Origin of the sequence: Flavicella sediminum (genome assembly GCF_006381105.1) — a bacterium.
Taxonomy (GTDB): Bacteria; Bacteroidota; Bacteroidia; order Flavobacteriales; family Flavobacteriaceae; genus Flavicella; species Flavicella sediminum.
Map to the genome: position 1 here is coordinate 86,370 of NZ_VDET01000014.1, position 26,988 is coordinate 113,357.

Annotated in this window: 30 protein-coding genes; 16 read left to right on the forward strand and 14 right to left on the reverse strand. The window is 33.7% G+C overall.

The window, feature by feature from the left end; genetic code table 11:
- Positions 1-33 precede the first annotated feature (33 nt).
- Positions 34-657 carry a hypothetical protein gene (locus tag FGM02_RS12745; RefSeq protein ID WP_139958766.1) on the forward strand — a complete coding sequence of 208 codons (624 nt, stop codon included), beginning with the start codon at positions 34-36 and terminating at the stop codon, positions 655-657.
- A 49-nt stretch (positions 658-706) separates the two neighbouring features.
- On the opposite strand, the gene FGM02_RS12750 is transcribed toward FGM02_RS12745, so the two are convergent.
- The 5 genes from FGM02_RS12750 to FGM02_RS12770 all read right to left on the reverse strand — a co-directional run bounded on the left by FGM02_RS12750 (position 707) and on the right by FGM02_RS12770 (position 5,584).
- Positions 707-1,198 carry a YybH family protein gene (locus FGM02_RS12750; protein ID WP_139958767.1) on the reverse strand — a complete coding sequence of 164 codons (492 nt, stop codon included), beginning with the start codon at positions 1,196-1,198 and terminating at the stop codon, positions 707-709.
- 109 nt (positions 1,199-1,307) lie between these two features.
- Positions 1,308-1,889, reverse strand: coding sequence for a Crp/Fnr family transcriptional regulator (locus FGM02_RS12755; protein ID WP_139958768.1), 582 nt, complete (start codon positions 1,887-1,889; stop codon positions 1,308-1,310).
- Complete coding sequence (lnt, locus tag FGM02_RS12760; RefSeq protein WP_139958769.1) at positions 1,889-3,481, reverse strand: apolipoprotein N-acyltransferase; 1,593 nt, start codon at positions 3,479-3,481, stop codon at positions 1,889-1,891. The genes FGM02_RS12755 and lnt overlap by 1 nt, the downstream gene beginning before the upstream one ends.
- Entirely contained in the window at positions 3,478-4,560 is a 1,083-nt protein-coding gene (locus tag FGM02_RS12765; RefSeq protein WP_243739401.1) for a putative type IX sorting system protein PorV2, read from the reverse strand. The genes lnt and FGM02_RS12765 overlap by 4 nt, the downstream gene beginning before the upstream one ends.
- 43 nt (positions 4,561-4,603) lie before the next feature.
- Entirely contained in the window at positions 4,604-5,584 is a 981-nt protein-coding gene (locus FGM02_RS12770; protein WP_139958770.1) for a YheT family hydrolase, read from the reverse strand.
- 158 nt (positions 5,585-5,742) lie between these two features.
- On the opposite strand from FGM02_RS12770, the gene FGM02_RS12775 reads away from it, so the two are divergent.
- From FGM02_RS12775 to FGM02_RS12800, 6 genes are all read left to right on the forward strand, one after another.
- On the forward strand, positions 5,743-6,492 hold the full coding sequence (locus tag FGM02_RS12775) for a polyphosphate polymerase domain-containing protein (RefSeq protein ID WP_139958771.1): 750 nt from the start codon (positions 5,743-5,745) through the stop codon (positions 6,490-6,492).
- A gap of 2 nt (positions 6,493-6,494) precedes the next feature.
- The gene (locus FGM02_RS12780) at positions 6,495-7,100 is read left to right on the forward strand and encodes a DUF4956 domain-containing protein (RefSeq protein WP_139958772.1); all 606 of its coding nucleotides are present in this window, start codon (positions 6,495-6,497) and stop codon (positions 7,098-7,100) included.
- 10 nt (positions 7,101-7,110) lie between these two features.
- Positions 7,111-7,815: a DUF2490 domain-containing protein gene (locus tag FGM02_RS12785; RefSeq protein WP_166461178.1), complete on the forward strand. Its 705-nt coding sequence runs from the start codon at positions 7,111-7,113 to the stop codon at positions 7,813-7,815.
- Positions 7,816-7,856: 41 nt separating this feature from the next.
- A complete protein-coding gene (locus FGM02_RS12790) occupies positions 7,857-9,332 on the forward strand; it encodes a CotH kinase family protein (RefSeq protein ID WP_243739402.1) in 1,476 nt (491 codons plus the stop codon).
- Positions 9,333-9,545: 213 nt separating this feature from the next.
- The gene (locus FGM02_RS12795; protein ID WP_139958775.1) at positions 9,546-10,274 is read left to right on the forward strand and encodes a CDP-alcohol phosphatidyltransferase family protein; all 729 of its coding nucleotides are present in this window, start codon (positions 9,546-9,548) and stop codon (positions 10,272-10,274) included.
- Complete coding sequence (locus FGM02_RS12800; RefSeq protein ID WP_139958776.1) at positions 10,274-10,705, forward strand: GNAT family N-acetyltransferase; 432 nt, start codon at positions 10,274-10,276, stop codon at positions 10,703-10,705. Before FGM02_RS12795 ends, FGM02_RS12800 begins: the two co-directional genes overlap by 1 nt.
- Positions 10,706-10,893: 188 nt before the next feature.
- Here FGM02_RS12800 and FGM02_RS12805 read toward each other — a convergent pair whose 3' ends face one another.
- From FGM02_RS12805 to FGM02_RS12830, 6 genes are all read right to left on the reverse strand, one after another.
- Positions 10,894-11,487, reverse strand: a complete 594-nt coding sequence (locus FGM02_RS12805; protein WP_139958777.1) for a PhnA domain-containing protein — start codon at positions 11,485-11,487, stop codon at positions 10,894-10,896.
- Between the two features lie 142 nt (positions 11,488-11,629).
- Positions 11,630-12,361, reverse strand: a complete 732-nt coding sequence (locus FGM02_RS12810) for a hypothetical protein (RefSeq protein ID WP_139958778.1) — start codon at positions 12,359-12,361, stop codon at positions 11,630-11,632.
- A 15-nt stretch (positions 12,362-12,376) separates the two neighbouring features.
- Complete coding sequence (locus tag FGM02_RS12815; RefSeq protein WP_139958779.1) at positions 12,377-13,870, reverse strand: YfcC family protein; 1,494 nt, start codon at positions 13,868-13,870, stop codon at positions 12,377-12,379.
- Positions 13,867-14,394 (reverse strand): hypothetical protein, encoded by a 528-nt coding sequence (locus FGM02_RS12820; protein WP_139958780.1) that lies wholly within the window; start codon positions 14,392-14,394, stop codon positions 13,867-13,869. Before FGM02_RS12820 ends, FGM02_RS12815 begins: the two co-directional genes overlap by 4 nt.
- A 152-nt stretch (positions 14,395-14,546) precedes the next feature.
- The gene (locus tag FGM02_RS12825) at positions 14,547-15,224 is read right to left on the reverse strand and encodes a hypothetical protein (protein WP_139958781.1); all 678 of its coding nucleotides are present in this window, start codon (positions 15,222-15,224) and stop codon (positions 14,547-14,549) included.
- A 101-nt stretch (positions 15,225-15,325) separates the two neighbouring features.
- Complete coding sequence (locus tag FGM02_RS12830; protein ID WP_139958782.1) at positions 15,326-16,117, reverse strand: 2OG-Fe(II) oxygenase family protein; 792 nt, start codon at positions 16,115-16,117, stop codon at positions 15,326-15,328.
- On the opposite strand from FGM02_RS12830, the gene pnuC reads away from it, so the two are divergent.
- The 3 genes from pnuC (at position 16,117) to FGM02_RS12845 (ending at position 20,356) form a co-directional block, all read left to right on the forward strand.
- Positions 16,117-16,713 carry a nicotinamide riboside transporter PnuC gene (gene pnuC / locus FGM02_RS12835; RefSeq protein ID WP_139958783.1) on the forward strand — a complete coding sequence of 199 codons (597 nt, stop codon included), beginning with the start codon at positions 16,117-16,119 and terminating at the stop codon, positions 16,711-16,713. The genes FGM02_RS12830 and pnuC overlap by 1 nt on opposite strands.
- A 93-nt stretch (positions 16,714-16,806) precedes the next feature.
- A complete protein-coding gene (locus FGM02_RS12840) occupies positions 16,807-19,101 on the forward strand; it encodes a type IA DNA topoisomerase (protein WP_139958784.1) in 2,295 nt (764 codons plus the stop codon).
- Entirely contained in the window at positions 19,094-20,356 is a 1,263-nt protein-coding gene (locus FGM02_RS12845; RefSeq protein WP_208021514.1) for a glycosyltransferase family 4 protein, read from the forward strand. The genes FGM02_RS12840 and FGM02_RS12845 overlap by 8 nt, the downstream gene beginning before the upstream one ends.
- 23 nt (positions 20,357-20,379) lie before the next feature.
- Here the strand turns inward: FGM02_RS12845 and FGM02_RS12850 are convergent, their stop codons facing one another.
- Together FGM02_RS12850 and rlmH are read right to left on the reverse strand one after the other, a co-directional pair.
- Positions 20,380-20,529 (reverse strand): PspC domain-containing protein, encoded by a 150-nt coding sequence (locus FGM02_RS12850; protein WP_139958785.1) that lies wholly within the window; start codon positions 20,527-20,529, stop codon positions 20,380-20,382.
- Positions 20,530-20,585: 56 nt separating this feature from the next.
- Positions 20,586-21,059 carry a 23S rRNA (pseudouridine(1915)-N(3))-methyltransferase RlmH gene (rlmH, locus tag FGM02_RS12855; protein WP_139958786.1) on the reverse strand — a complete coding sequence of 158 codons (474 nt, stop codon included), beginning with the start codon at positions 21,057-21,059 and terminating at the stop codon, positions 20,586-20,588.
- Positions 21,060-21,181: 122 nt separating this feature from the next.
- Here rlmH and nadC point away from each other — a divergent pair, with 122 nt between their 5' ends.
- Together nadC and FGM02_RS12865 are read left to right on the forward strand one after the other, a co-directional pair.
- Positions 21,182-22,039 (forward strand): carboxylating nicotinate-nucleotide diphosphorylase, encoded by an 858-nt coding sequence (gene nadC, locus FGM02_RS12860; protein WP_139958787.1) that lies wholly within the window; start codon positions 21,182-21,184, stop codon positions 22,037-22,039.
- Between the two features lie 33 nt (positions 22,040-22,072).
- Positions 22,073-22,972, forward strand: coding sequence for a YihY/virulence factor BrkB family protein (locus FGM02_RS12865; RefSeq protein ID WP_139958788.1), 900 nt, complete (start codon positions 22,073-22,075; stop codon positions 22,970-22,972).
- On the opposite strand, the gene FGM02_RS18065 is transcribed toward FGM02_RS12865, so the two are convergent.
- Positions 22,969-23,127: a hypothetical protein gene (locus tag FGM02_RS18065; RefSeq protein ID WP_166461179.1), complete on the reverse strand. Its 159-nt coding sequence runs from the start codon at positions 23,125-23,127 to the stop codon at positions 22,969-22,971. The genes FGM02_RS12865 and FGM02_RS18065 overlap by 4 nt on opposite strands.
- Before the next feature lie 9 nt (positions 23,128-23,136).
- On the opposite strand from FGM02_RS18065, the gene FGM02_RS12870 reads away from it, so the two are divergent.
- The 4 genes from FGM02_RS12870 (at position 23,137) to FGM02_RS12885 (ending at position 26,987) form a co-directional block, all read left to right on the forward strand.
- Positions 23,137-23,598 (forward strand): T9SS type A sorting domain-containing protein, encoded by a 462-nt coding sequence (locus FGM02_RS12870; protein ID WP_139958789.1) that lies wholly within the window; start codon positions 23,137-23,139, stop codon positions 23,596-23,598.
- 512 nt (positions 23,599-24,110) lie between these two features.
- Positions 24,111-25,211: a Re/Si-specific NAD(P)(+) transhydrogenase subunit alpha gene (locus FGM02_RS12875; protein ID WP_139958790.1), complete on the forward strand. Its 1,101-nt coding sequence runs from the start codon at positions 24,111-24,113 to the stop codon at positions 25,209-25,211.
- A 12-nt stretch (positions 25,212-25,223) separates the two neighbouring features.
- Positions 25,224-25,532, forward strand: a complete 309-nt coding sequence (locus FGM02_RS12880) for an NAD(P) transhydrogenase subunit alpha (RefSeq protein WP_139958791.1) — start codon at positions 25,224-25,226, stop codon at positions 25,530-25,532.
- A 66-nt stretch (positions 25,533-25,598) separates the two neighbouring features.
- On the forward strand, positions 25,599-26,987 hold the full coding sequence (locus FGM02_RS12885; protein ID WP_139958792.1) for an NAD(P)(+) transhydrogenase (Re/Si-specific) subunit beta: 1,389 nt from the start codon (positions 25,599-25,601) through the stop codon (positions 26,985-26,987).
- Position 26,988: the final 1 nt, after the last annotated feature.

The window sequence follows — 26,988 nt, forward strand, 5'->3', positions numbered from 1 at the left end:
GCTTTTGCTATCTTTGCCGAAAAAATAGACTCCTTGAATAAAATAATTTTTCTTAGAATTATCCGTGCTTTTGTAACGCTTAGCTTTGGTGGTGTGCTCATTGGCTATTTACATGAACAAGATTTACTTTTGGCAGGTATACTGGCTTTGTTGTTAGCGTATAAATTGAACAAAGAAATTAAAGAAGACAAAAGAGTAGGGAAGACAAGTATTTTACTTTTAGGTACTGGTATTAGCTGTCTTGTTGGCGTGTTGGCTGAAATTTGGGGAATTCATAATGCATATTGGACCTATCATGACTTGAGCAATGGAAGAGAATTTCCGTACTGGTTGCCCTTTGCTTGGGCTTTTACTTTTGTGTATTTCTACAGGTTTGAAAAAGTTGTTTTTGGAAACTTAAAACTAAAAACACTGAAAGCTAAATTATTGGTGGTCATGTTAATCTATGCCATATTTCCAACCGTAGGAGAAATGATTACCATTTATATGGGGGTTTGGACTTATCATTGGGAGTATCAATTTGTAGGAGTCCCACTATTGGCCATCTTTTTATTGATTTTTGTCCATAATTTTATTTTTATTTCTATTGTGTATTTTGTGCAAAAAAGAAAATTGAAAGACCCCGTTTTTGATATAAAAAAATCTTTACTTCGATAAAAAATAAAAATCCTTTCAGCTGACTTGTGAAAGGATTTTTAAGAACTGTTTATTTCGTTTTGTTAAACATATATCGAGCTATTTTCCACTGACCTTCTTCCTTTTGAAATACAAATAATTCTCTGTTTTCTTCAGGTATTGTTGTTTTATTGGCATGTATTAAAGTACCTCCTTTAGAACGAGTCATTGCAAATGCCATTTCGTTTTCTATGTGAATTTCATCTATATAAAATTGGATCGATAATTGGATTTGAGAAAATACAAATTCATAAGCATCTAGAATTTGTTCTTTGCCAATGGCTGATGGTGCGTTGCTAGGCATAAAAGCACCGTCTTTAGTGTATAGGGAAGTGGCCTTTACTGCATCAGAAGCATTTAATGTCTCTTTATAGGTGTTTAATAAATTTTCAATTTCTTGTTTTGCTTGGTTTTCCATAATTTCTTTATTTTTTAAGGTAGAATTGTTTTGTTGTTTTTCTTGTTGACAGCTGAATAAACTTATGGTCAAAAGAATAAGTCCAAGTGTTTTTTTTATTTTCATATGAATGCGTTTTTTGTACAATGCAAAGATGCGATGCAACAAGAACGTTAGCCTATATACTAGAACAAGAAAAAAACTTAAGATAGATTAAGAATGAAGAAAATTGGGCTTATTTGTGAAGGATGTTTTTTCGAATTTTACTTAAAAATTCTGGTGTAATACCAATATAAGAAGCTATTTGAACATTGGAGATTCTATTCAATAAAGCAGGGTTTTCTTCCGTAAATTTTAGATATCGTTCTTCTGCAGTATCACTAATATTCTGTAAAACTCTTTTTTGAAGATTTATAAAGGCATTTTCTACAAGGACTCTAAAATAACGGTCAAACTTAGGGAAATGAGTGTATAAATAAAGGAGATCATTTTTTTCAATTTGTAAAATAGTTCCTTTTTCTAAGGCTTCTATATACAGTCCACTGGGCGTATTGTCATGAAAACTTCCAATATCTGAAATCCATTCATTTTCTATCGAAAACTGTAAATTGTGCTCCTGACCTTTGTTGTCAATTTTATACATTTTAAAACAGCCTTCTATAATAAATGTATACTGCTTGCAAATTTCTCCTTCGGTTAATAAAAACTGCCGTCTCTTTATTTTTCTTTCTTTTACAAAAGCTAATAAGCTATTGATTTCCGTTTCATTTAGTTTTTGAAAACTAGAGAGGTGTTGTATGAGGCCTTGAAATTGCATTAGTTGGCTGATCCTCTTCTTCGAGTAAATGATCCTAATAAAATAATAACCAAGGTGAGCATGGCAATTCTAAAAATATAATCGCCGTGTTGTGCGTAAAAAGTAATTTCTTTATTGGTGGAAATAGCTCCTTTTAAAACTCCTTTTTCTTCGTAAGCCAAAGAGTCCATAATATCTCCTTTGGTGTTGATCAAAGCAGAAATTCCTGTATTTGCCGAGCGGGCAATACTTCTTCTGTTTTCAATAGCTCTTAATCGAGCCATGCTTAAATGCTGCTTGTGCCCCTGACTGTTGTTCCACCAACCATCATTGGTAATAATAGCGAAAAAATCAGCACCTTTATGTGTGTAGTCCGTAACATATTCCCCATAAATAGATTCGTAGCAAATAATAGGCGCCATGGTGTTGCTGCCGTTGCTAAATACCTTTCTGTATTTTTGAGTAGTTAGGGTGGAAACTGAACCTCCTAAGTCAATCATAGAATTTCCTAATAAGGGATTTAACACCGCTCTATAAGGAATATGCTCTACACCAACCACTAATTTCGATTTGTGATAGGTTTCCGTTTTTTTGTTATTCTGAATAAAAAAGGAAGAGTTAAAGCTATTGTACCACTCTTTGCTGTTTCTATAAAAATTAGCGGTGGCATTGGGCGTGTCTTTTTCTGTAAAACTATTCACAAAAGTAATTCCGCTTAAAAATGTGGCTGAAGGATTTTTTTGAATAAAATTGTGTAGCAATAAATACTCTTGTGTTTTTTCAAAAGTTTTTAGCAACCTAGGTTTTGGCAATGTTGTTTCTGGTGCAATAATAAAGGCTACTGTGCTGTCTAATTTTTCAGAAGCAAGGTTAATTAAATTTTGCGCCATGCTTATATTTGACACATTGTATTTTTCGGTATACGGGTCTACATTGGGTTGTAAAACTAAAACACGCACTTTTTCTTTTGGCGTTTCAGTTGTTTCATAAAGGTATAAAGATGAAAAAACACCAATAATAATAATGGTTACCGCTCCTAGTATTCCTTTTATAAAAAGTTTGCTATTTTTATTCGTATAGAAATTTAAAAAACTTTTATAAAGCAAGCAGTTGACAAGCCATACCCATAAAGTTCCTCCAAAAACACCCGTATATTCATACCATTGTACCCATTTGTAATTGTTGGCAAAACCGTTTCCTAAATTCAACCAAGGCCAAGATAGTTCCCAGTTTAAATGAAATTTCTCAAAACCAATCCACAAACAAACCAGTGAAATAAGACTTAGTTTGGTGGCCATTTTTGAAGCTATTAAATGATAGGCAAAAAAGACCAAAGTCATTAAGAAGGCATTGGCAAAATTGGCAAACAACATTCCAAAAGGCGTTGCAAAATACAACCACCAAGTGGTAGAAAGGTTAAAGAGTAGAAAACATGCATAGGCGCTAAAGAACACCAACTTTTTTTTATGCTTGGATTCTGAAGTTCGAATAAAATGTTCGGCTAATAATAAGGGAACAAAGCCAATAAATAGAAACAAAGGAAAACCATAAGTAGGCCATGCAATAGAAAGAATCAGACCGCTAAGAACAGCCAACAAGAAAGGTTTCATCATTTCTTAAAAAAATTAAAATCAAATTTTAGTGAAAAAGTATTCGAGTATAAGGCATTACCAGAACTGGCAATATTTGACAAAGCATAATCAATTTGTATGCCCTTGTAAGCAAATCCTAAACCTAAATTAGGCTCTAAGGTTAACGAACTAGAACTGTCGTTAAAAGGGTTTTTATATTGAAAATTACCCACACCTGCTCTTAAAAAAACAAATTTTGAATAATCCAATTGAAAACCTAAGGAAGGAGTTGCACTCATATTTGACGAAGCAAACACATCATTGGTTTCTGCAAAACGCACGTGCAAGTCGAGTTCCGACAACAAATTAAATTTTTTGTTTTTTAGCACAAAATTTCGAGCAATTCCAAAATGTAATTTAGGCAAGGTTATTTCTTGTGTGCTAGGTGTTTCTTGGTTTTGTCCGGGAATGGCATTTTGAATGGCTTCCAAACCTTCTGAATCAATGGTCCAATAATTAAAAGTTGTGGTAATATCTCTCAACATCAAACCCAATTTCCAGGCCCCTAATTTGTATTGCGCACCAATATCTAATCCAAATCCCCAAGAAGAAGCAAAATCACCAATCGTTCGTCTCACAATTTTGGCATTGATCCCGACTTGTAAATTTTTAATAGTTTTTATTTTTTTTGCAACCGCAAAATTCAAGGCATAATCGGCAGCAGAAAAGAGGGAAATTCTATTGTAATCAATTCTTCCATCGCTATCTATTAAAGCAGTGGTATTTAAAATATCATCTACCCCAAAACGAATTAAGGCAACGGCCAATACTAAATCTTTAGCTCCTTCAGGTACAAAAGCGGCTGCCGCATAATCGTAATTTCCTATTCCTGCAAATTGTGTGGTGTGCATTAAAGCACCTTCATTTACTTTTACCGCTGCCAAACCTGCAGGGTTCCAATAAATTGAATTGACATCGTCTGTAGTTGCTGTTACGGATTTACTCATTCCCAAAGCAGCAGCATCCACTCCTATATTTAAAAATTCATTTGAGTATTTACGTGCCGTCTGACCATGTGCCATTTGAAAAGCGATAAATAAGATAAAAATGATTTTTTTCAAATTGTTTTTTTTAGCGGTATATGATTGCAAATATAATCTTATTTTAAGGTTTTAGTGGCTCACAAGCAGATTTGCTTACGAAGTTTGTGATTTTTTTTTCTAGCCAGTCTCTTTTTCTGAAATTTTCTATAAATCCAATATGACCGCCGGTGTTTGTCAGTTCTAAAAACAAGTGTTTATGACTTTTGGCAGTGGCTATAGGAAAACATGATGCTGATAAAAAAGGATCGTCTTTGGCTGTGATAAAATAGGTAGGCAAGGCAATGTTTTTTAAATCCTTGTTGGCACTTGCTTTTGCCCAATAATCTTCCGCGCTTTTAAAGCCAAATGATGGCGCCGTAAAATGATGATCAAAATCGTAAAAGTTTTTAGCAGCCCTAATTTTATCCATATTTTCAATTGTATTCGGAAAAAGCGCATCTTTTTGAAGGGCTTTTTCTACTAACGTATTTAAAAAGCGTTTCATATATATACGATTGCTTTTTTTAGACAATTCAACAGAAGAACCTTTTAAATCGATTGGTGCTGAAACAGCTACGGCCTTTTTTAATAGACTAGGGTACTGTGTGCCTTTTTCGCCAAGGTATTTTAAGGTCATATTTCCACCTAAAGAAAAACCGATCAGGTTGAGTTCGGTATAGTGGTAGTTTTTAGATAGGTGAGTTATGACAAAATCTAAATCTCCAGTTTCGCCACTATGATAGGCTTTGAATTTTTTATTGAGTTCACCACTGCAACCTCTTAGGTTAAAAACAACGACATCAAAATGATGTTCATTCAAATGTTTTGTGGTAGAAAGCACGTATTTTGAATTTGAGCTTCCTTCCAAACCATGAATTAAAATAGCCAAACGGCTAGCATTAACCGTAGAAAAATCTAAATCTATAAAATCCTGATCGCTTGTCGTAATTCGAGTTCTGGTATAACTAACGGTTGGTTTGGTAAACAAAGTTCGAAACACGGTATTGACATGTTTGTTTCTGAACACATGAGCAGCTTTAAAATCTGATTTTAGTAGTGGCATGCTGCAATAGTAAGAAAAATTACAAGAAACATTGTGAAAAAAAAGAGAATGATTTTGTAACTGAGTATGAAGGGATTGTTTCGAAATTGTAAAGTTTTTATTTTTTAAGGGTAGGGTTAAAAGGAAGGCACTTGTTTTAGTTATATAAAGCGACAAAAATGATGATAGCAATAAAAAATAAAATAAAGGAATTTACGCCTATTTCTCTAAAAGAAATTGCTGCTGTTTCTTTAATGAAAAGAACCGACACAAAATTTGTCATTCCTATGCAAAAGCTAGCGCAAGTCTTAGAAAGTATAGGGAAGTATTACAAAGTGCTGCAAATTGATGACAATAGAATTATGCAGTATTCGTCGATGTATTATGACACAGCAAATAAAGATTTTTATACAGAACACCATAATGGAAAAATCAACCGAGTAAAAGTTCGCATTCGTAAATATGTAGATTCTAACATTAGCTTTCTTGAAATAAAGGAAAAAGACGGTAAAGGAAGGACCAATAAATCGAGAATTGCTATTGATGGCTTTGAAGAAAAACTTTCTGAGGAGTCTAATTCATTTATAAAAAAAGTAACGGGTAATGAATTGGATTTACACCCAACCCTAACCAATAATTTTGACAGAATTACGTTGGCAAATACCCAATCCAATGAGCGGGTTACGATCGATTTAAATTTGACCTTTTCGCAATGGGATAAAGTAAAAAAAGTTGAAAATTTAGTCATTATAGAAGTAAAACAAGAAGGGGTAGACCGAACTTCTGAAATTATAAAAGCACTGAAATCGTTACACTACAATTCGTACAGTATGAGCAAATATTGTATTGGTATGTTAGGCTTGTACAAAGGAATAAAGTACAACAGATTCAAACAAAAATTAATTAAAATTAACAAATTAACAGCGTAACAATGGAAATATTTGGAGTCCCAATTTTTGACAATGATTTTTTTAAAATGCTTTTTCGTTTTGCATTAAATCTATTTTTTCTAACCATAATCATTCGTTTTTTATATTATAAAAATTCAAGAAATAAGGAATATTTTTTCACCTATTATATGATCAGTGTCATTGTGTTTTTCTTATGCTTCACCTTAAAGAAGTTTGAATTGGATATTGGAATGGCACTTGGACTTTTTGCCATTTTCGGAATTATTCGCTACAGAACCAATCCTGTAGAAATAAAGGAAATGACCTATTTGTTTGTCGTTATTGGCGTGTCCGTTATCAATTCCTTGGCGAATAAGAAAATGAGCTATGCCGAATTGTTGACCGCCAATAGTATTGTAGTAGCTATTTTGTACTATACCGAATGGTTCTGGACTCTAAAACATCAGGTGAGTAAAACAGTGGTGTATGAGATTATTGAAAACATCAAACCGAGCAATCGAAATTTATTAATTGAAGATTTGGAAGAGCGTGTGGGGGTGAAAATTGAAAAACTTAAAATTGGCGATGTCGATTTTTTAAAAGACACCGCAGTTATTACCATTTTTTATCAGAATGGAAACTCCTAAAATGTATACCATGAAGAAATTAAAAATAATTTTGCTGCTGTGTGTTTTTAGCTTTGGCATTTCTTCGGCGCAAAGTAGCGACGATCAACAAGATTTAGAAAGTTGGACAAGCATAGCCTTGAAATATAAAATCAATAAAAAATGGGAGGTAGAATTGCAAGAGCAATTTCGTTTGAAAGAAAATATTTCTGTGACAGATCAATATTTTACCCAATTGGATGGTAGCTATAAAGTAACTAAAAACCTAAGCTTAGGCGCCGGATTACGGTATATAAACTCAAATGATAACAAAGGAAATATTCAAGGATATGAGCAACATTTTCGCTATCATTTTGATGTAAGCTTCAAACATAAAATCAATGATTTTACCTTAAAACATCGATTGAGATATCAGAATAAAAACGAACTCGGTGTTTCTGAAGCAGAAGGCGATTATGCAAAAAAGAACCTGCGATTTAAATCTTCTGTCAATTACAATTTCAATAATTGGAAACTAGACCCAAAATTTTCTGCAGAAATATTTAACCGTTCTGAAGAAGGCGAAGAAAATGGTTTTAATAAATACAGACTGACTTTAGGAACAAGTTACAAACTGAAATCGGCAGGAGAAATTGGACTGTATTACAGAATGGAAAAAGAATTGAATGAAAGTCTACCCAAAACAACAAATATTATAGGATTGAATTATACCTACACGTTTAAAAATAAAAAATAATGAAAACAATAACAGCTAGAATACCACTAAAATTAAGTAAGATGAGAAATTTAAAAACCCTACTATTTTCAATATGTATGTTCCTGTTGCTATTTTCTTGCGCTAGTGAGGATGTAACTGCAATTACAGATGAGGAAATTATAGACGAACAAGAAGAAGAGGAAGGAGAAGAAACCGTAGTTGATGATGCCGATTTTGTGGCTACAGATTGGACTACTGATACGCATAGTAAAGATGGAGCTCCTAATTTTGATGAAATTTTTCCAGATGATGAAGTCAAAAGAATTGACATTGTGATTACTGAAGAGCGATGGGAAAGTATGTTAGCAGACATGACCAGTAATTATGGTGCCTTTGGAGGTACAAGTACGGGCGGTGGTCCTGGAGGCCAAGGAGGACCAGGTGGTCAAGGTGGTGGTGGCTTAACAGAAGTAGATGAAAATCCTATTTTTGTACCTGCGGAAGTTTTTTATGAAGACAAAGAATGGTACCGAGTAGGGGTTCGATTTAAAGGGAATTCTAGTTTGCAATCAAGTTGGAAAGCAGGTATTTTAAAATTATCTTTTAAATTAGATTTTGACGAATACGAAGATGACTACCCACAAATAAAAAATCAACGTTTTTACGGATTTAAAAAATTAAGTCTTAAAAACAATTATGATGACGCTTCATTAATGCGAGAAAAAGTAGCTGCCGATGTATTTAAAAATGCAGGTTTGGCCATGTCTCATACTTCATTTTGTACCGTTTATGTAGATCATGGAAATGGTCCTCAATATTTTGGATTGTATACTTTAGTCGAAGAAGTTGATGATACGGTAATTGACGCACAATTTTCTAGTGATGATGGAAACTTGTACAAGCCAGACGGAGATGCGGCTTCTTTTGCAAGCGGAACTTTTGATCAGGATGAGTATGAAAAGAAAACAAATGAAGACGAAGCTGATTTTTCAGACGTGCAAAGTTTGTTGACCATTATTAATGATGGAACGAGAACTACAGATGCTGCTGCTTGGAGAGCTAGTTTAGAGGCCGTTTTTGATACAGATATTTTCTTAAAATATTTAGCGGTAAATACCGTAATCCAAAACTGGGATACCTACGGAAGAATGACCCATAATTATTTTCTTTACAACAATCCGGATACGAGTAAATTGACATGGATAGCGTGGGATAATAACGAAGCTTTACAAACAGGGAAACAAGGAGGTTCATACGCTTTAAATTTTTCAGGATTAAGTGCTTCTCAATGGCCAATTATTGGAAATATGTACCAAGATGCCGTGTACAAAGCAAAGTATGGCGCATATTTACAAGAAGTAATAGATGGTGCTTTTAATGAAACTACGATGCAAGCTTTGTATACAAGCTATGCGGCATTGATTGAACCGTATGCTACGACAGAAGTTTCTGGTTATACTTTCTTAAGCAGTAGTTCTGCTTTCCAATCGGGCGTTAATGCATTAAAATCGCATGTGACTTCTAGAAAAGCAGCTGTTGAAAGTTATTTAGATTAAATATATTTTGAATTAGTGAGTGCAAAGCTTCGTAAGAAATTACGAAGCTTTTTTTATTGAAATTCAGTTTTTTAGCGTCGTATAGTATTCAATTCATTAAAAGCAAAATGGTACTTAAAGTGTAGGTATTTATATGGGGGCGACTTGGTCGTTTTTTTGTACTGAAACTTCTCGTCACTTTTCTTACTTTTACAAAAAAGTAAATCGAAGCACATGAAAAAACACATTCCCAATCTAATTACCTTAGGAAATTTATTAGCAGGTACCATCGCTGTGTTTTATGCGGTTTTAGGCCAATTGGAATTTGCCGCTTTGTTTGTGATCATTGGAATTGTTCTTGATTTTTTTGATGGTTTTGCAGCAAGAATTTTAAAAGTGCAAGGAGAACTTGGAAAACAATTAGATTCTATGGCTGATATGGTTACTTCAGGAGTGGTACCAGGAATTGTTTTGTTTCAATTAATTTTAAGAGGAAGTAGCAACAGCAGTTTAGCAAGCGTATTTACATGGCAAACTTTTGAGTTTTTACCTTTTATAGGCTTGCTAGTCACTTTAGGTTCTGCCTACCGATTGGCCAATTTTAATATAGATACACGTCAAAGTACTTCATTTATAGGTTTGCCGACTCCGGCCAACACTTTGTTAATTGTTTCGTTGCCTTTAATTATTAGTTTTAGCAGTGCTGGTTTTTATGTAGATTTGGTTCAAAATCCGTATGTGCTTATTGGAATTAGTATTTTATGTACGTATTTGTTAAATGCCGAAATTCCTTTGTTCGCTTTAAAATTTAAAAACTTTGGTTGGGCCGACAATAATTACAAATTTATTTTCTTGTTGCTATCTGTAGTTTTACTGATAGTTCTAAAATTTGTAGCCATTCCTTTGGTTATTTTATTGTATGTATTGATTTCTGTTTGGAAGAATTTACAAAAAGCAGAATAATGGTAGAGGTTCGACAAATAGCAGCCAAAGAAACCTATCCCATTCGATTAGAATTACTTCGTGAAAATAGTCCTATTTCACATGTTTTTCAAGGTGATGAAGATGTAGATAGTTTTCATTTAGGTGTTTTTGTTGATGAGAACTTAGTCGCTGTTTCTAGTTATATGAAGTCTTCTTTTAAAAATTTTGAAGGAACACAATACCAGTTGAGAGGAATGGCAACTCAAGAAAGTTTTCAAGGAAAAGGTTTGGGTAAAGAAATGCTTCAAAAAGCAGAAATTATTCTGAAAGAAAAAAATATTGAAATTCTATGGTGTAATGCCCGTGAAGTGGCTTTGGAGTTTTATAAAAAACAAGGATTTAGGCTTGTGGGCGACTTGTTTGATATTCCCTACGCTGGGCTTCATTCAGTAATGTATAAAAAACTATAATTTTTCACTCGCTAAGGTAGGGTAAAGTAGGTATAACTTGTTTTAGTAGTGTATGAGTCACTTTCATATACTTAATTCAAGAGCAGTTGTACCGAATATTTCATTGGGAGTGGGTATTCGTATACTGTAAAAACAAAAGGGCTATCATTAATTTGATAGCCCTTCTGTATTTTAAATATGTTTCAAAACTATTCCTTTGGAAAAGATTTTTTAACGAATTTGGTTAAAATAACAATATGAACACCGTTAATTCTACCTTCAATATGCTCAGCATTGTCGTGACTTAAAGAAATATTTCGAACAGCAGTTCCTCTTTTTGCCGTAAAGTTTCCACCACCTTTTACATCTAAATCTTGTGTTAAGGTAATTGTATCTCCCGCAGAAAGTAGTGCTCCGTTGGCATCTTTATGAATGATCTTTTCATCCTCGCTTAAATGTTCTCCAGTTGCAGCAGCCCATTTTTCAGTAGCTTCTTCTAAATACATCATGTCTAGTAAATCTTGAGGCCAACCTTCTTTTTTCAAACGGTGTAACATACGCCAAGCAATTACTTTTACGGAGTCGAATTCTGACCACATACTATCGTTTAAACAACGCCAATGATTAGAATCTGTAGTTTCTGGGTTGTCAATTTGCGAACTACACGTTTCGCAAGCCAAAAGACTTTCGTCCAGTCCACCAACATCAACAGGTTTTACTTGGTATACGTTTAAATCTTTTGTAGCGGCACATAATTCGCATGCATTACCACTTCTTGCTTCTAATTCGGCTTTAATACTCATTTTATTTTTGATTTTATCCTAAGAAAATAGGTTGATTTTTATTTCTTTCGAAACGATTTTTTTTATTTGCGAATTTAAGGTTTTCACTGTAATATTTTCATTTTCGTTGCTTTTATTCTGAAAAAGACAAAAAAAGGTTTCGTTATTTGAAAAATGTCAAAGGATTTATGTTTTTGAACTTAAATTGTCCTTTCGCAATCCACGATATTCCAAAGGCAAATAAGGCAAGTGTTTCCAACCAAAAAATAAGATTATATTTTAAAGGAGATTCCTTACAAATGTTTTTATCCGTGTAGTCTACATCATTTAAGTAAAATAAAAAATAGGCAGCAATGGCTAATACACAAAACAACATGGTGAACCCACAAATTTTATAGAGTATTTTTTTCTGCTTCCAATTGGAATTTGCTTTTTCATCTGGATCTTTGACAAATGACCACAATGAAAAATAGACTAGAATGCCAAAAAACAACAAAGCACTGATAAAATGAACCATACTAGCGTTTGGAAATAACAAATCATAGCTAGCATTACAGTCTAATTCACATTGCACGCTAGTAGGAAAAAACGCAATTCCCAAAGCACATAAACCTCCAATACTGGCAAAAATAGTATCGTAGGGAAGGGAACCTTTATAGGCAAATAAGAAAAATGCGACGGCACATAAAATTCCCACAAAAAGATCTCGAATGGGTGTAAAATAATAATCACTAATTGATTTATGGATGGCCTCTCCACAATTAGGAATCAGATAAGAACTAGCGATGCAAACAATAGGGAGCAAAAATCCCAAATAACCAATAAACCTTCTTAATTTTAAATAGGTTGTTACGGCTGTTTGCTTGTTTTCAAAGGGATTAAAATTAGTTTCCATAATTTTCAGATTTCATTAACAATAAACAGAGATAGTGGTGCTTACGAGAACCATAGCAAGTAATATATATACCAAAGGCATGACAAATTGTAACCATTTGTTGTAACCTACTTTTACAATGGCTAAGGAAGCTAAGATCAATCCGGTTGGATTTATAAAAGCAAACAAGCCCATTCCATAATTATAGGAATTTACAACCACTTCTCTTCCCACACTTACGGTATCTGCCAAAGGAGCAATAATAGGCATGGTTAAAACTGCCATACCCGATGAGGATGGAATAAAAAAGGAAAGTCCGCCATAAACAAATACTAGTGCATTGGCAAAAACACCTTTGTTCATACTTTCTGTAGTCTGACTGGCATAGTACAACATGGTGTCACTAATCATTCCTTCATCCATAAGAACAGAAATACCTCTCGCAATTCCAATAATAATAGCAACACCTAATAAATCGCTAGCACCTTTTACAAAGGTATCTACAAAAACGGTTTCTTTTATTTTAGCAATAAAACCAATGCTTATAGCGCCGACTAAAAATACCGTGGTCATTTCTAAAAACCACCATTCTAAAGAAATTACCCCATAAATCATAATAGCAAAACAAAGAATAAATAAAAGGAGTATAATTTTCATTCTTGTCGTTAAGCTGTGCTGTGTTTCTGTAGAAACTAAAAACATTTTTTCAATAGCTTCTTTTTGGTCGTAAATAATAGATTTGGAAGGATCTTTTTTTATTCGCTGTGCATATCGTAAAATATAGAGTATACAAATAAGCGTACCGAGTGTTAAAACCACCAAACGACTCGTTATTCCGGTAGTCCAATTTAGGCCAGCCGCATCAGAAGCAATAATGGTACTAAACGGATTTACGGTAGAGCACATAGTGCCAATAGATGAACCAATATAAATGGAAGCTAAGGCAACAATGGCATCGTATTTTGCCGCTAGAAAAACAGGAATTAGAATGGGGTAAAAGGCGATGGTTTCTTCTGCTAAACCAAAAGTAGTACCGCCAATGGCAATAAATAAAGTTACAAAAACAATCAATAAATATTCTCGCCCGTTTAAATTTTTTGCCAACCATGCAATACCCGCGTCAAAAGCACCTGAGGCATTCATAATACCTATAAGCCCCCCAATAATTAAAACTAAAAAAATAATGTCGGCAGCCTGAATGATTCCTTTTATAGGCGATTTAAAAAAATCTAAGATGCTTTGCGGTTTCGCTGCAACAGTTTCATAGGTGTTTGGAATATTAATGGGTTTCCAAATAGCGCCCGAGCTAAATTTTTCTAAAGGAATTTTAATTCCCAACTTATTTAAGGTTTCCTGATTGGCTTTGTGTTGAATGTTTTTTTTGTTGTTTTTTTGGACAAATACATTCTCGGTTTTGTCGTAACGTAGGGTGTTGTATTTCCCTGCAGGAACAATCCATGTTAATAAGGTAACCAAACCCGCAATGATAAATAAAACGGTTGGCGCAGTTGGAAATTTTATTTTTTTCATAATCGCGTAGGGATGGATTTAAGAAGTGAAGTTTTCATTGTTATCAATGATTTTTTGATACCGGGAGATAAGGTTTTGGTATAATAAGTATCGGTCCATAATTCAACTTCAGCGGCAAGTTCTGGATATTTTTCAGCTATTTTGTAAACTAATTTAAAAGCTGTTATTCTGGTGGAAGGAATTTTTTGAACATCCTCCCAAATAGTCATGGAAAGGTCAAAAACCAGTCCTTCTGTTTCTTCATCCAATTCCATTTGCAATAAAATAAGGAGCAATTGCCGCTGGTGCCCGTCTTTTTTTAAGAGTAGAGTTTCCGTAAGTATAGAAAGATGGGGGCGAATTCTTTTGTCGTTTTTTTTCATTAAATGGCAAATGAGCCAAGCAGACCTCCAAGCGTTTGGTGCATCAACTTTTAAACCATATAATAGTAATTCGTCAAAAGTATGAGGGTTTGCATTTGCAAATTCAAGTAAAGATTCTTTAGATCTTCGGGTTAAAAACAATTCTTCTAAGTCAGTTTTCATAGTTTACATTGAAGCAACAAAAATTAGTTGAGGATAAAACTACCAGCCAATTAAAAATAAATGTGCTCGAATTCTCGGAGAGATTCCTGTTCAGTTTAAATTGAGTGAAAAATAAAGAATAAAAATACTTAAAAAAAGAATGGGATGTGCTATTATTTAGCAATTCTAATAATGTTGAAATAGGCTTTTGCATTGGTTGCTAAAAACCAATCGTTTTGTAACAAAACTTTTCCCGCATCATCAAAAATCATAAAGCCTGCAGTATTTGGAGAATAGAGACCTTCATTTAAGGCCAAAAATTCAATATTGTTTTCTCCAACTTTTAAGTGAATTTTAAAAGTTTGATACTGTCTTGTCAAGTAAATATTATTTACAGCGGGAACATCATTGGCATTCAAACGAATTTTATCTCCGTCTTCATTTCCAAAGTCCTTGCAAATAATGGTAACGTATTCGGTATCACTTTCTAAGACCCCTAAATTTTTATCAATTGCCGCTAACTGGCGGTTATTACCTGCTTGTTCTTGTTTCAAACGTTTTTCAAAAAGTTGTGCGGCTGTCAAAACACCTTTTTCTTTAAGGTCGGCCAACTCTTGAGCTTTTAGTTGGTCGTTAATGGCTTTTTCTAAATTCTTTTTGTATTTTTTTTCCTCCTGTTCCGGATTGATAAAGTCGATTTGTTTTAAACCTCCAGTATCAGAAGGAGCCACATTTAGTTTGGAGAAATTTGAATTTTTTATAGAAGTTTGTGGATTGTCAAATTGGGCATGCAAGTTTGCACTCCCAAAGGCAATAAAAAAAACGACGCTAAAAAATGAAATGTGTTTCATAAAAAATTAAAAAACAAAATTAAGGATTCATCGGTAAAGACCTGTTAAGAAAAATAAAAATTATAAGTCTTTCTTTAGAATTTTAAAAAGGTGATGGAGATCTAAAATAAGGATAGATAGTTTTCAAAATAGCGCTCACTGCTTAGTACCTCTTTTCCTATTTTAAATTGATGCTTTGGGTAAGGCAATGAAAAATAAGCAAATGAAAATCGATCTTCATTTTTGTTTTCTGGCAATCGAACACAATGGTTGAGGGCTTTTATTTTTCCTTGTGTATAATACTGCAATAAATAACCTGGAAAAATAACGACTTGGTCGGTGGCATCAATTTGAACCCATTCTTGTTTTGAATTTTGATAAAAAAAGTCACGATCAAAACCAAAAGGGAAAATCGTAAATAGGGAAACATCTGTATGTTCCGACAACCGTGTTTTGTTTTTTGCTGTTGTAGAAAAACCGTTTGTTTTGGGATAAAAATTACATGAAATCATATGACCTATATGTTCGGTATAGAATTCGGATAAACCTGGAAGCGCTAATTGCTGAATAATTTGAGTTTCTAGTTTTCTAATTTCTGCTTGTAGTTCTTGCCATTGCTTTGCATAGAAATCGCAAAACTCTTTTGGAAAATTATTTGGATCACAAAAATCAGAAAGCACAAACGAATGCAGTAAATCCGATGCATATTGATTGGAACTATCTTCTTGTCCTAAATAGCTATAGCCATCAAATCCATAAGAAAATTCTTTTTGCAAATAATTTTTCTTGTAGCTCTTATCTTTCTTCAAGAAATCTTGAAAAGCTGTTTTTAGTTTTTTGTTGGAAAATGATTTGACATCACTTTTTACATATCCGTTTTTAAACACTATTTTTGACGCTAATTTTTTATTCAATGTTCGAAATTAATACTTTTTTAGAAATAGCAAGTGTCCTATTGGGACTAATTTATTTGGTGCTATTAATTCAAGAAAAAAAAGCCTGTTGGTTTTACGGTATCGCCGGATCTTTGTTGAGTATCTTTTTGTTTTACAGAATCCATTTGTATTCAGAAGCTATTTTATATAGCTATTATGTATTTATCGGAATTTATGGTTATCGCTTGTGGGATAAAAGTGAAAAGGACAATGAAAAATTGAAAATTACCACACGAGGTATTTCTTTCCATACGTATATCATTTTAACAGCAATATTTTTAGGAGCCATTTTAGGGTTTTGTTTTGAAAACTATACCGATGCAGAAAATGCCTATTTAGATGCTGGAACTACTATTTTTAGTTTTTTAGCCAGTTATTTAGAAGCTCAAAAAATATTGAGCGCTTGGTTGTTCTGGATTGTTATTAATGGTGTTACTATTTATTTGTATTCTCAAAAATCGTTAGATTGGTATGCGGGACTTACCTTTATATACACCGCTGCTTCTTTTATAGGTTTGTTTAAGTGGAGAAAAATTTATTTGGAAGAAAATAAATTGACAAAGAGCTTTGCTTAAATTATTTAACACAATAGGGACTGTTAATAACAAAAATGTGAATTCTTAAATAACTTGTGTAAGTTTGTTTTTCTAAATAAGGATCGAATTTAAATGAAGGTATGTATTGCAGAAAAGCCGAGTGTTGCTAGAGAAATAGCTACTATTTTAGGAGCAAATCAAAGACATGATGGCTATTTTGAAGGCAATGGCTACCAAATTACTTGGACCTTTGGTCATTTGTGTACGCTAAACACACCCGATGATTACAAACCCCATTGGAAACGTTGGGATTTGAATACCTTGCCCATGTTACCCGATAAATTTGAAACCAAATTGGTAGGGAATACAGGTGTTCAAAAGCAATTCAATACCATTAAAAAATTATTCGACAAAGCTGATGTAGTGATCAATTGCGGGGATGCTGGGCAAGAAGGAGAATTGATACAACGTTGGGTTATTAAACAAGCCAATTATACAGGGAAAGTAGAACGTTTATGGATTTCTTCCTTGACGTCTGAAGCTATAAAAGAAGGTTTTAACAATTTAAAAGATGCTGCAGATTACGATAACTTGTACTATGCTGGTAGCTCTAGAGCCATAGGCGACTGGTTATTGGGTATGAATGCAACACGACTGTATACCTTACGATATGGTGCCGCAAAGCAAGTTTTATCGGTAGGTAGAGTGCAAACGCCAACTTTGGCAATGTTGGTAAATAGACATAAAGAAATAGCCAATTTTAAACCGCAACCTTATTGGGAGTTGCAGACCGTTTATAGAGATACCGTTTTTAATAATGAACAAGGACGTTTTCTGAAAAAAGAGGACGGTGAAAGTACCCTGAACAAAGTAAAAGGACAGCCTTTTGAAATTGTTTCTGTTAGCAAGAAAAAAGGAAAGGAATATGCGCCTAAGCTTTTTGATTTAACAGGATTGCAGGTCTATTGCAACACCAAATTTGGTTATACTGCGGATCAAACTTTAAAAATAGTTCAAAAATTATACGAACAAAAATTAGTGACCTATCCAAGGGTAGATACTACTTTTTTACCAGATGATCTATTTCCTAAGGTACCAGGAATATTGGCTAAATTAACGGATTATGCCGATTTAACTCAGGCCTTAAGAGGAGGGAAGTTAAAGAAAACAAAACGTGTTTTCGACAATAAAAAAGTTACAGATCACCATGCCATAATTCCAACAGGAGAACAGGGGTATATGGCCGAGTATGATAAAAATGTGTACGATATTATTACCCGACGTTTTATTGCGGTGTTTTATCCAGAATGTATTGTTTCCAATACGGCCGTAATTGGTGAAGTAGCGGAAATAAGTTTTAAAGCCACAGGAAAAGAAATTTTAGAAGAAGGATGGCGCGCTGTTTTTGCCAAGGCGAAATCGACTAAAAAAGATACTGCGGCAGAAAAGTTAATGCCCACTTTTGTCAAAGGTGAAAATGGACCTCATGAACCTTCGTTTTTAGAAAAAGAAACCAAACCTCCAAAAAATTATACGGAAGCGACTTTGCTAAGAGCTATGGAAACGGCCGGTAAGCAAATTAATGACGATGAGCTACGGGATTTAATGAAAGCCAATGGTATTGGAAGACCTTCTACCAGAGCAAATATTATAGAAACACTTTTTAGAAGAAAATATGTAGAGCGAAGCAAAAAATTAATTTTGCCTACCGATATGGGAATTCGATTGATTGATACCATTCAGAATAAATTATTAAAATCGGCTACCCTTACAGGACAATGGGAAAAACAGTTGAAAGAAATTGAAGAAGGCAATTATAGTGCGTCGCAGTTTATTCGCAACATGAAAAAAATGGTGGATGATTTGGTGGTTGAGGTACGAATGGAAAAAAATATTCGACGTTTTGGCTATGAAGAAAAAGTAGAAAAACCAGTAGCAGCTAAAAAGAAACCTACAGGCTTAGAAACGGCTACTTGTCCTAAATGCAACAAAGGAAATTTATTAAAAGGAAGTTCGGCCTATGGCTGTTCTTCTTATAAAGAAGGTTGTAATTTTAGATTGCCTTTTGAATTTATGGGTAAAAAAATATCTGTAAGTCAGTTCAAACGTCTTTTGACTAAAAAAGCAACGGTTGTTCTAAAAGGTTTTAAAGAAGGAAAAGAAAAATTAAATGGCATTGTGGTTTTTGATGCAGATTTTCAATTGAAATTAAACCCAGAAAAACCGACAACGACAAAAAGTACATCAGATGAGATGACCTGTCCGAAATGTAAAAAAGGAAAAATAATGAAAGGAAGCACAGCTTATGGCTGTTCTGCTTATAAAGAAGGCTGTGATTTTCGTTTTCCTTTCGATTTGATTCGTGAAAAAGCTTCAGGTCAGACCTTAACCAAAGAATTGGTGACCAAAATATTACAAAATGGCTAAGGGAAATTTGCAGACAATTTTAATTATTGGTTATGTATGGCCCGAGCCAAATTCTTCTGCTGCAGGAAGTAGAATGCTGCAATTGATAGAATTGTTTTTGGCGCAAAATTGGTCGGTTACTTTTTCTACACCGGCTCAAGAAAGTGGTCATCGGTATCCTATTGAAGAATTAGGCGTTCAAGTCTGTCCCATAAAATTGAACTGTGATAGTTTTGATACTTTTATAGAAGACTTACAACCTACCATGGTGCTGTTTGATCGTTTTATGATGGAAGAACAATTTGGTTGGAGGGTTTCTAAATTTGCACCCAATGCACTCAAAGTTTTAGAAACAGTAGATTTACATACTTTACGGAAAACAAGAGAATTGTGTTTGAAAAACAACACCGTTTTTGAGCTCAGTCAATTAAATTCTGATTTAGCGAAAAGAGAGGTGGCAAGTATTTTTAGATGCGACATTTCGATTTTGATTTCCGCCTATGAAATGGAACTATTGCAAGACCATTTTAAAGTTCCGAAAGACATTTTATGTTATTTGCCTTTTATGTTGGATCCTATTTCTGAGGAACAAATTTTAGCCTTGCCTAGTTTTGAAGAACGCCAACATTTTGTAACGATAGGTAATTTTATTCATGCCCCAAATCTAGATTGTGTTCGTTATATAAAACAAGAAATTTGGCCCATTTTAAAAACAAAATTGCCAAAGGCAGAAATGCATGTGTATGGTTCGTACCCACAACAAAAAGCGTTGCAATTACACAATCCAAAAGAACGTTTTTTTATCAAAGGTTGGGCAGATGATGCCAATGAAGTGGTAAGTAAAGCCCGAGTTTGTTTGGCACCATTGCGTTTTGGCGCTGGTATGAAAGGGAAATTAATTGAGGCGATGTATAACGGAACGCCAAGTGTAACTACAGATATAGGAGCAGAGTCTATGCATGCCAATTTGCCTTGGAATGGTTTGATAAAAAATACGGTGCCTGAAATTGTAGATGCGGCAATACAATTGTATACCGACAAAGAATTATGGTTGCAATCGCAAAAAAATGGAATGGCTATTGTAAATCAAGTATTTCCAAAAGAGCGTTTGGGAGAAGAATTTTTAGCGCTTATTGAAAAGGTATCCAGTAATTTGGAAAAGCACCGACAGTTAAATTTTATTGGAGCCATGCTTTTGCATCATACCATGAAAAGCACCGAATTTATGTCGAAATGGATTGCTGAAAAAAATAAAAGTCCTTTGTCCAATTCCTAAACAAAGGAGCTTTGTAAATCCGTTTATTTGGTGACAATTTTTACGATCCAAAGAATTAAGTAAAGTCCTACACCAACACCCGCTAATAAGGCTGATAAAAGAAAAATTATTCTGACATGTTTTTCTTCAAGACCTGTTTTGTTTCCAAGCCATCCACATACTCCTAAAATCATACTATTAAGTTTTTAAAGTTCTTTCAAATGTACTATAAAAAATTGAAAAACAGATGCTATTCGTGGTGATAGGGTTCGTTTTTTAAAATAGTAAAACCTCTATAAATTTGTTCAACAACAAACAATCGGATCATTTGATGAGAGAAGGTCATTTTTGAAAAAGAGACTTTTCCTTGCGCTTTTTTATATACTTTTTCAGAAAAACCATAAGGACCTCCAATTACAAATACCAATTGCTTGATACCAGCATTCATTTTCTTTTGTAAGAAATTGGCAAAATCTACTGAACGAAAATCTTTTCCTTTTTCGTCTAACAAAATCAATTGATCTGTGGCTTGCAGTTTAGAAAGTAACAAATCGCCTTCTTTTTCTTTTTGCTGCGCTTCGGAAAGATTTTTTACATTTTTGATATCGGGAATAATTTCCAATTCAAATTTGATATAATGTTTTAGCCTGTTTTCATAGGTTTGAATTAAAGAAAGTAAATTCTTATCGTCTGTCTTTCCTATGGCAAGAAGTTTTATTTTCATGCGGCAAATATACATATTTTGTGGTTTTTACGAGTTTGTATTTTAGCGCTAACAAATCCCAAAAATCCTAGCTTCAATTAAAGATAAAAAAGTATTTTTGTATTGCTTTAAATAGGAAAATAATGATATCAGTTACGCAGTTCGAAACGGAGTTAGATTTAATAATTGCAAATGCAATTCGTGAAGATGTAGGAGATGGTGATCATAGCTCATTGAGCTGTATACCTGCTGAAACACAAGGAAAAGCAAAACTTCTAGTAAAAGACAAAGGAATTATTGCAGGAGTCGATTTTGCCAAGCGAATTTTTAAATATGTAGATGAAAACCTTGTGATAGAAAGCTTTTTAGAAGACGGTGCTGAGGTAGCTTTTGGAGATGTGGTTTTAACGGTTTCTGGTAGTTCACATGCCATTCTTAAATCGGAAAGATTGGTACTAAATGCCATGCAACGTATGAGTGCAATTGCAACCAAAACAAAATATTACACCGACCTGTTAGCAGGAACAAAAACAAAAATATTAGATACGCGTAAAACAACACCTGGAATTCGTGCTATTGAAAAATGGGCAGTGAAAATAGGGGGCGGTGTCAATCATCGATTTGCTTTGTATGACATGATTATGTTAAAAGACAATCATATTGATTTTGCTGGAGGAATTACCAAAGCCATTGCCAAAACGCAAGAATATTTAGTAAATACCGGTAAAGATTTAAAAATTATTATTGAAGCCAGAGATTTAGAAGAAATTCGAGAGATATTACGTTCTGATGGAATTCATAGAATTTTAATTGACAACTTTTCGTACGAAGACACACGTAAAGCGGTAGCCATGATCAATGGAAAATGTCAAACAGAATCTTCAGGAGGAATTAATGAAGAAACTTTGCGTGCTTATGCCGAATGTGGAGTCGATTTTATTTCAGCAGGAGCATTGACACATTCTGTATACAATATGGATTTGAGCTTAAAAGCTGTTTAAACATAAATTCAGTAAATTCATTACAAAAAGATCATGTTAAAGAGCATTGTAAAATTAGGGAAACAAATAAAAATCCCAGGATTAGAAGGTATGTCATTGTATGATCTACTTCACATGTACATGGTTGGAATTATTCGTGGCGCCTTAACCTCTAGAGCAGGAGGTATTTCCTATAGTTTTTTTATGGCGGTTTTTCCGTTTATGCTGTTTATGCTGACTTTAATACCTTACATCCCTATTGAAGGATTTCAAGAAGGGTTTATGTCTTTAATTTCTGAAGCTTTGCCGCCTAAAACTTTTGAGGCCGTAAATCCAATCATCAATGATATTGCTAATAATAAATATGGTGGATTGTTGTCTTTTGGTTTTTTGGTGTCTATATTTTTAATGACCAATGGGGTAAATGCCGTTTTTGGTGGTTTCGAATATTCGTACCATGTAACAGAAGTTAGAGGGGTGATCAGAGCTTATATTATTTCTTTAGGAACTTCTTTATTAATGTCTTTCTTTTTAATTTTAACGGTAGCCGTTACCATTTTATTTCAATTTGGATTGGATTTTTTAAAGAGCAAAGGTTGGTTGTCAGATGAATTTTTATGGTTGGAAAATACACGGTATATTTTCTTTGTCTTTATGATTTTTACCACCGTTTCTTTATTGTATTATTTTGGAACCAAAGAAGGGAAATTCTCTTCTTTCTTTTCTGCCGGGGCTATTTTAACTACCATCCTATCCGTGCTTACTTTTTACGGTTTTAGTATTTATGTATTAAAATTCGCAAAATACAATGAGCTGTATGGGTCTATTGGAACCTTGTTGGTATTGATGTTGTTTATTTGGCTGAATTCAATTATCCTACTTTTAGGATTTGAGTTGAACGCCAGTATGACCAAGTTGAAAATGAATTCCAAAAAAAATCAATTGCTCTCCTAATAGCTTTTGGTGTATAATTTTGTATTTGCGAGTAAGGAGATAAATGAACTTCTAAATACAATTAACGTATTCACACCAACATCAGCTTGATGCAAAGCGACTTTATTTGTGTTAACCAAAATTAGTTTACCGTAGATGAAAAATTTCTTACTCATACTTTTAGTATGTACGCCATTAACCTAGGCAATTTTCCAAGTAGATGCAGATCCAATTTTTATACGGAAGTCGCACATAGAAATTTAAAAGATGGAAATTATTTATGTACCGAAGACGGAAAAGTGAATGTCAGCATCGAAAATGTAAGTCAAACCGACTTTGAATACCAAGAACCTATTATTCCTGAAGAAAATGTAAATACCTGTGAGTCTTTAGTTCTTGGAATTACTTCAGAAAAGGAACTTATTAAAATATATCCAAATCCGATAAAAGGAGCATTGTTTGTAACGGCAGCAAACTCCTATAAATTGGATATTTATTCGACGACTTCCTCTTTGATTTTTTCTGAAAAAGAAAATGAAGGCGGACAAGTACATTCTTATAATGTATCCAAATTAGTTTCTGGCTTTTATATTGTAAAGTTGACGATGAATTCGGGGATTGAAACAAAAATCATCTACATCGATTAATGCTCATTTCGGTCATTTTTTAGGGAAGATTTATTTTTCATAGAATAGATATCTGTGCTACTATTTTAATCATATGTTCTTGAAAAAGGGTAATTTTTATTTGGTATATGGTAAAATATGCCGTTCTCGTTTTTACGAAAACGATATAGTATCCTGTTCGTTTTTGAATTTTCATTATGGATACTGTTATTTTTTGCTTAAAATTTTAAGATTATTATAAATAATTTCATAATACAATGGTTTACTGAAAAAATTTCAATGAAATCTAAGTATGAGTAAACTATCTTCAAAAGTAAAAACACAGGATAGTTTTATATAAGCCATTACCTATATTAGCCCTTGAAAAATTTCAGTTTTGTTTTTGAAATCGTGCTATTTTTTATAAAAACAAATCGTTTTTTTAGCAAATCTGAATTTTAAGTAAAAACCAAGTGCCAAGGTTTTTGCTTTTTTTTATACGTATTACTAAGGAGTAAGATTACTCGAAATTTAACTAACAAAAACCAGAAAATATGAAAATAGGCATATTGAAGGAAACTCAAAAAGGTGAAAATCGCGTGGCTATGTCACCGAATATTGCAAAGCAATTAATAGCCAAAGGATTTGAAGTTCTTGTAGAAGAAAACGCAGGAAAAAATTCATCTTACAAAAATTCAGACTTTAGAGACGTCAATGCATCTGTTGAAAAAAGAGGTGTCGTTTTTAAAGAAGCTGATATACTTATAAAAATAAATCCTTTTGATGAAGAGGATTTAAAATTGGTAGACAAAGGACAAATATTAATGAGTCAGTTGTACCATAAATCAAATCCTGAATTGATAGCAGCAATTGCAGCTACAGGAGCAACCGCTTTTTCTATGGACGCTGTGCCTAGAATTTCTAGAGCACAAGATATGGATGTATTGAGTTCTCAAAGCAACTTGGCGGGTTACAAAGCCGTTATTTTAGGAGCTTATGAAATGACTAAAATTTTTCCATTAATGATGACTGCTGCAGGAACAATTACTCCTTCAAGAGTGTTGATTTATGGAGTAGGAGTTGCAGGATTACAAGCCATTGCAACCGCCAAAAGGTTAGGAGCTGTAGTAGAAGCAACAGATATTAGAACAGAGACAAAAGAACAAGCAGAATCTTTAGGAGCCAAATTTATTTCGGTAGATAATAAAGGAGAAGAATCTGAAGGAGGTTACGCAAAAGAAGCTTCAGAAGATTATGCAAAACGTCAAAAAGAAGCGGTAAATAAATCCTTATTTCAAGCAGATTTAGTCATTACAACGGCAAATATACCAGGACGTAAAGCTCCTGTATTAATTACGGAAGAGCAAGTTTCTCAAATGAAAAATGGTGCTGTAATTATTGATTTGGCGGCTGCTCAAGGAGGAAACTGTGAAGTAAGTGTCATGAGTAAAACGGTTGTAAAAAATGGTGTAAAAGTAATAGGAACCACCATTGCACCTGAAAGTGTTTCAACCAATGCAAGTGAATTGTATGCAAAAAACATGTTCAACTTCATCAATCATTTAACAGAAGACAACAAGTTTAAATGGGAGTTAGAAGAAGAAATTACAGCAGGTACATTAATCGTTAAAGAAGGAGAAATTCTTCAAAAATAAAAAAGAATCATTATGAATGAATTAATTGAATTTATTAGCAATAATCTTCAGATTACGTACATTTTAATTTTAGCAACTTTTGTAGGTATTGAAGTTATTAAAAGTATTCCGGCCGTATTGCACACACCGTTAATGTCTGGTGCAAATGCTTTGAGTGGGGTGGTTATTGTTGGAGCAATCTTGGTGATGTTAAAATCGAGTCCAGAAGACTATGTAGCATTGGCTTTAGGTTTTGTGGCGGTTGTCTTAGGAATTATCAATGTTGTTGGTGGTTTTGCAGTGACAGATAGAATGTTACAAATGTTTAAAAAGAAAAAATAAAGCAATAGGAATGTAATCCTACTTTTAAAGTAAGGTTGCAGGCTTATTCACTTAAAATTAAAAAAAATGAATATTATATTAAGTATTATTTATCTAATTGCCACAGTAACTTTTGTGGTAGGTTTAAAAATGTTGGGGCATCCTGAAACGGCAAAGAAAGGAAATATGACCGCTGCTGTAGGTATGGGATTGGCAATTGCTGGTGCTATATTTTTAACAGATACACAAGTGCCTACCATTATTTATGTTTTAATTGGTGCCGCTTTGTTAGTGGGTGGAATTATAGGTTGGTTGATTGCCATTAAAGTGGAAATGACCAAAATGCCAGAATTGGTTTCGTTGTTTAATGGATTTGGTGGTGCCAGTGCTGCTTTAATTGGTTTGGTTGAATTTGGAAATATTACAAGTGCAACAGAAACAACTATTTTTGCTACTGTTTTATCGGGTGTTGCCATTGGAGCTATTACTTTTTCAGGAAGTTTAATTGCTTGGGGAAAATTGAATGGATCTTTAAAAAGTGTGGTAAAAATTCCAATGTATAACATTATCAATAATTTGTTTATAGTTGGAATCATTGTCTTTTCTATTTTTATAGTATATACAGGAGCCAATAGTCAAATTGTGTTGTATGCTTTGTTGCTAGCAGGTTTGGCCTATGGAGTTTTATTTGTGTTGCCAATTGGTGGTGCAGATATGCCCGTGGTAATTTCTTTATTGAACTCGTTAACAGGAATTGCAGCAGCAATTACAGGTATTCTGTACGACAATATGGTTATGCTAGTAGGTGGTATTTTGGTAGGTTCTGCCGGAATTATTTTAACCGTAGCCATGTGTAAGGCTATGAATAGAACTTTAGGTTCTGTTATTTTTGGTTCTTTTGGAGAAGCAGCTGCGGCGGGAGAAAGCGGAAACAAAGCTTTGGGTTCTATTAAAAAAACAAACGCTAGTGATTCTGCTATTATGATGAATTATGCAACCAATGTAATTATTGTTCCAGGGTACGGTTTGGCAGTAGCGCAAGCGCAGCATGTAATTCATGAATTGGAAGAATTATTAGTTTCTAAAGGTGTCAATGTAAAGTATGCCATTCACCCAGTTGCTGGTCGTATGCCAGGACATATGAATGTATTGTTGGCAGAATCGAATGTAGATTATGATTTGTTGGTAGAAATGTCTGATATAAATCCTCAATTTAACAATACTGATGTAGTGTTGGTGGTAGGAGCAAACGATGTTGTAAATCCAGCGGCTCATAACGATCCTTCAAGTCCAATTTACGGAATGCCTATTTTAGATGTTGAAAATGCAAAACATATTATTGTAAACAAACGTAGTATGAAAGCAGGGTACGCAGGTATTGAAAATGAGTTGTTTTACAATTCAAAAACATCGATGTTGTTTGGTGATGCAAAAGCAGCCTTAACAGAATTAGTAAGTGAATTAAAAGGAATGTAAA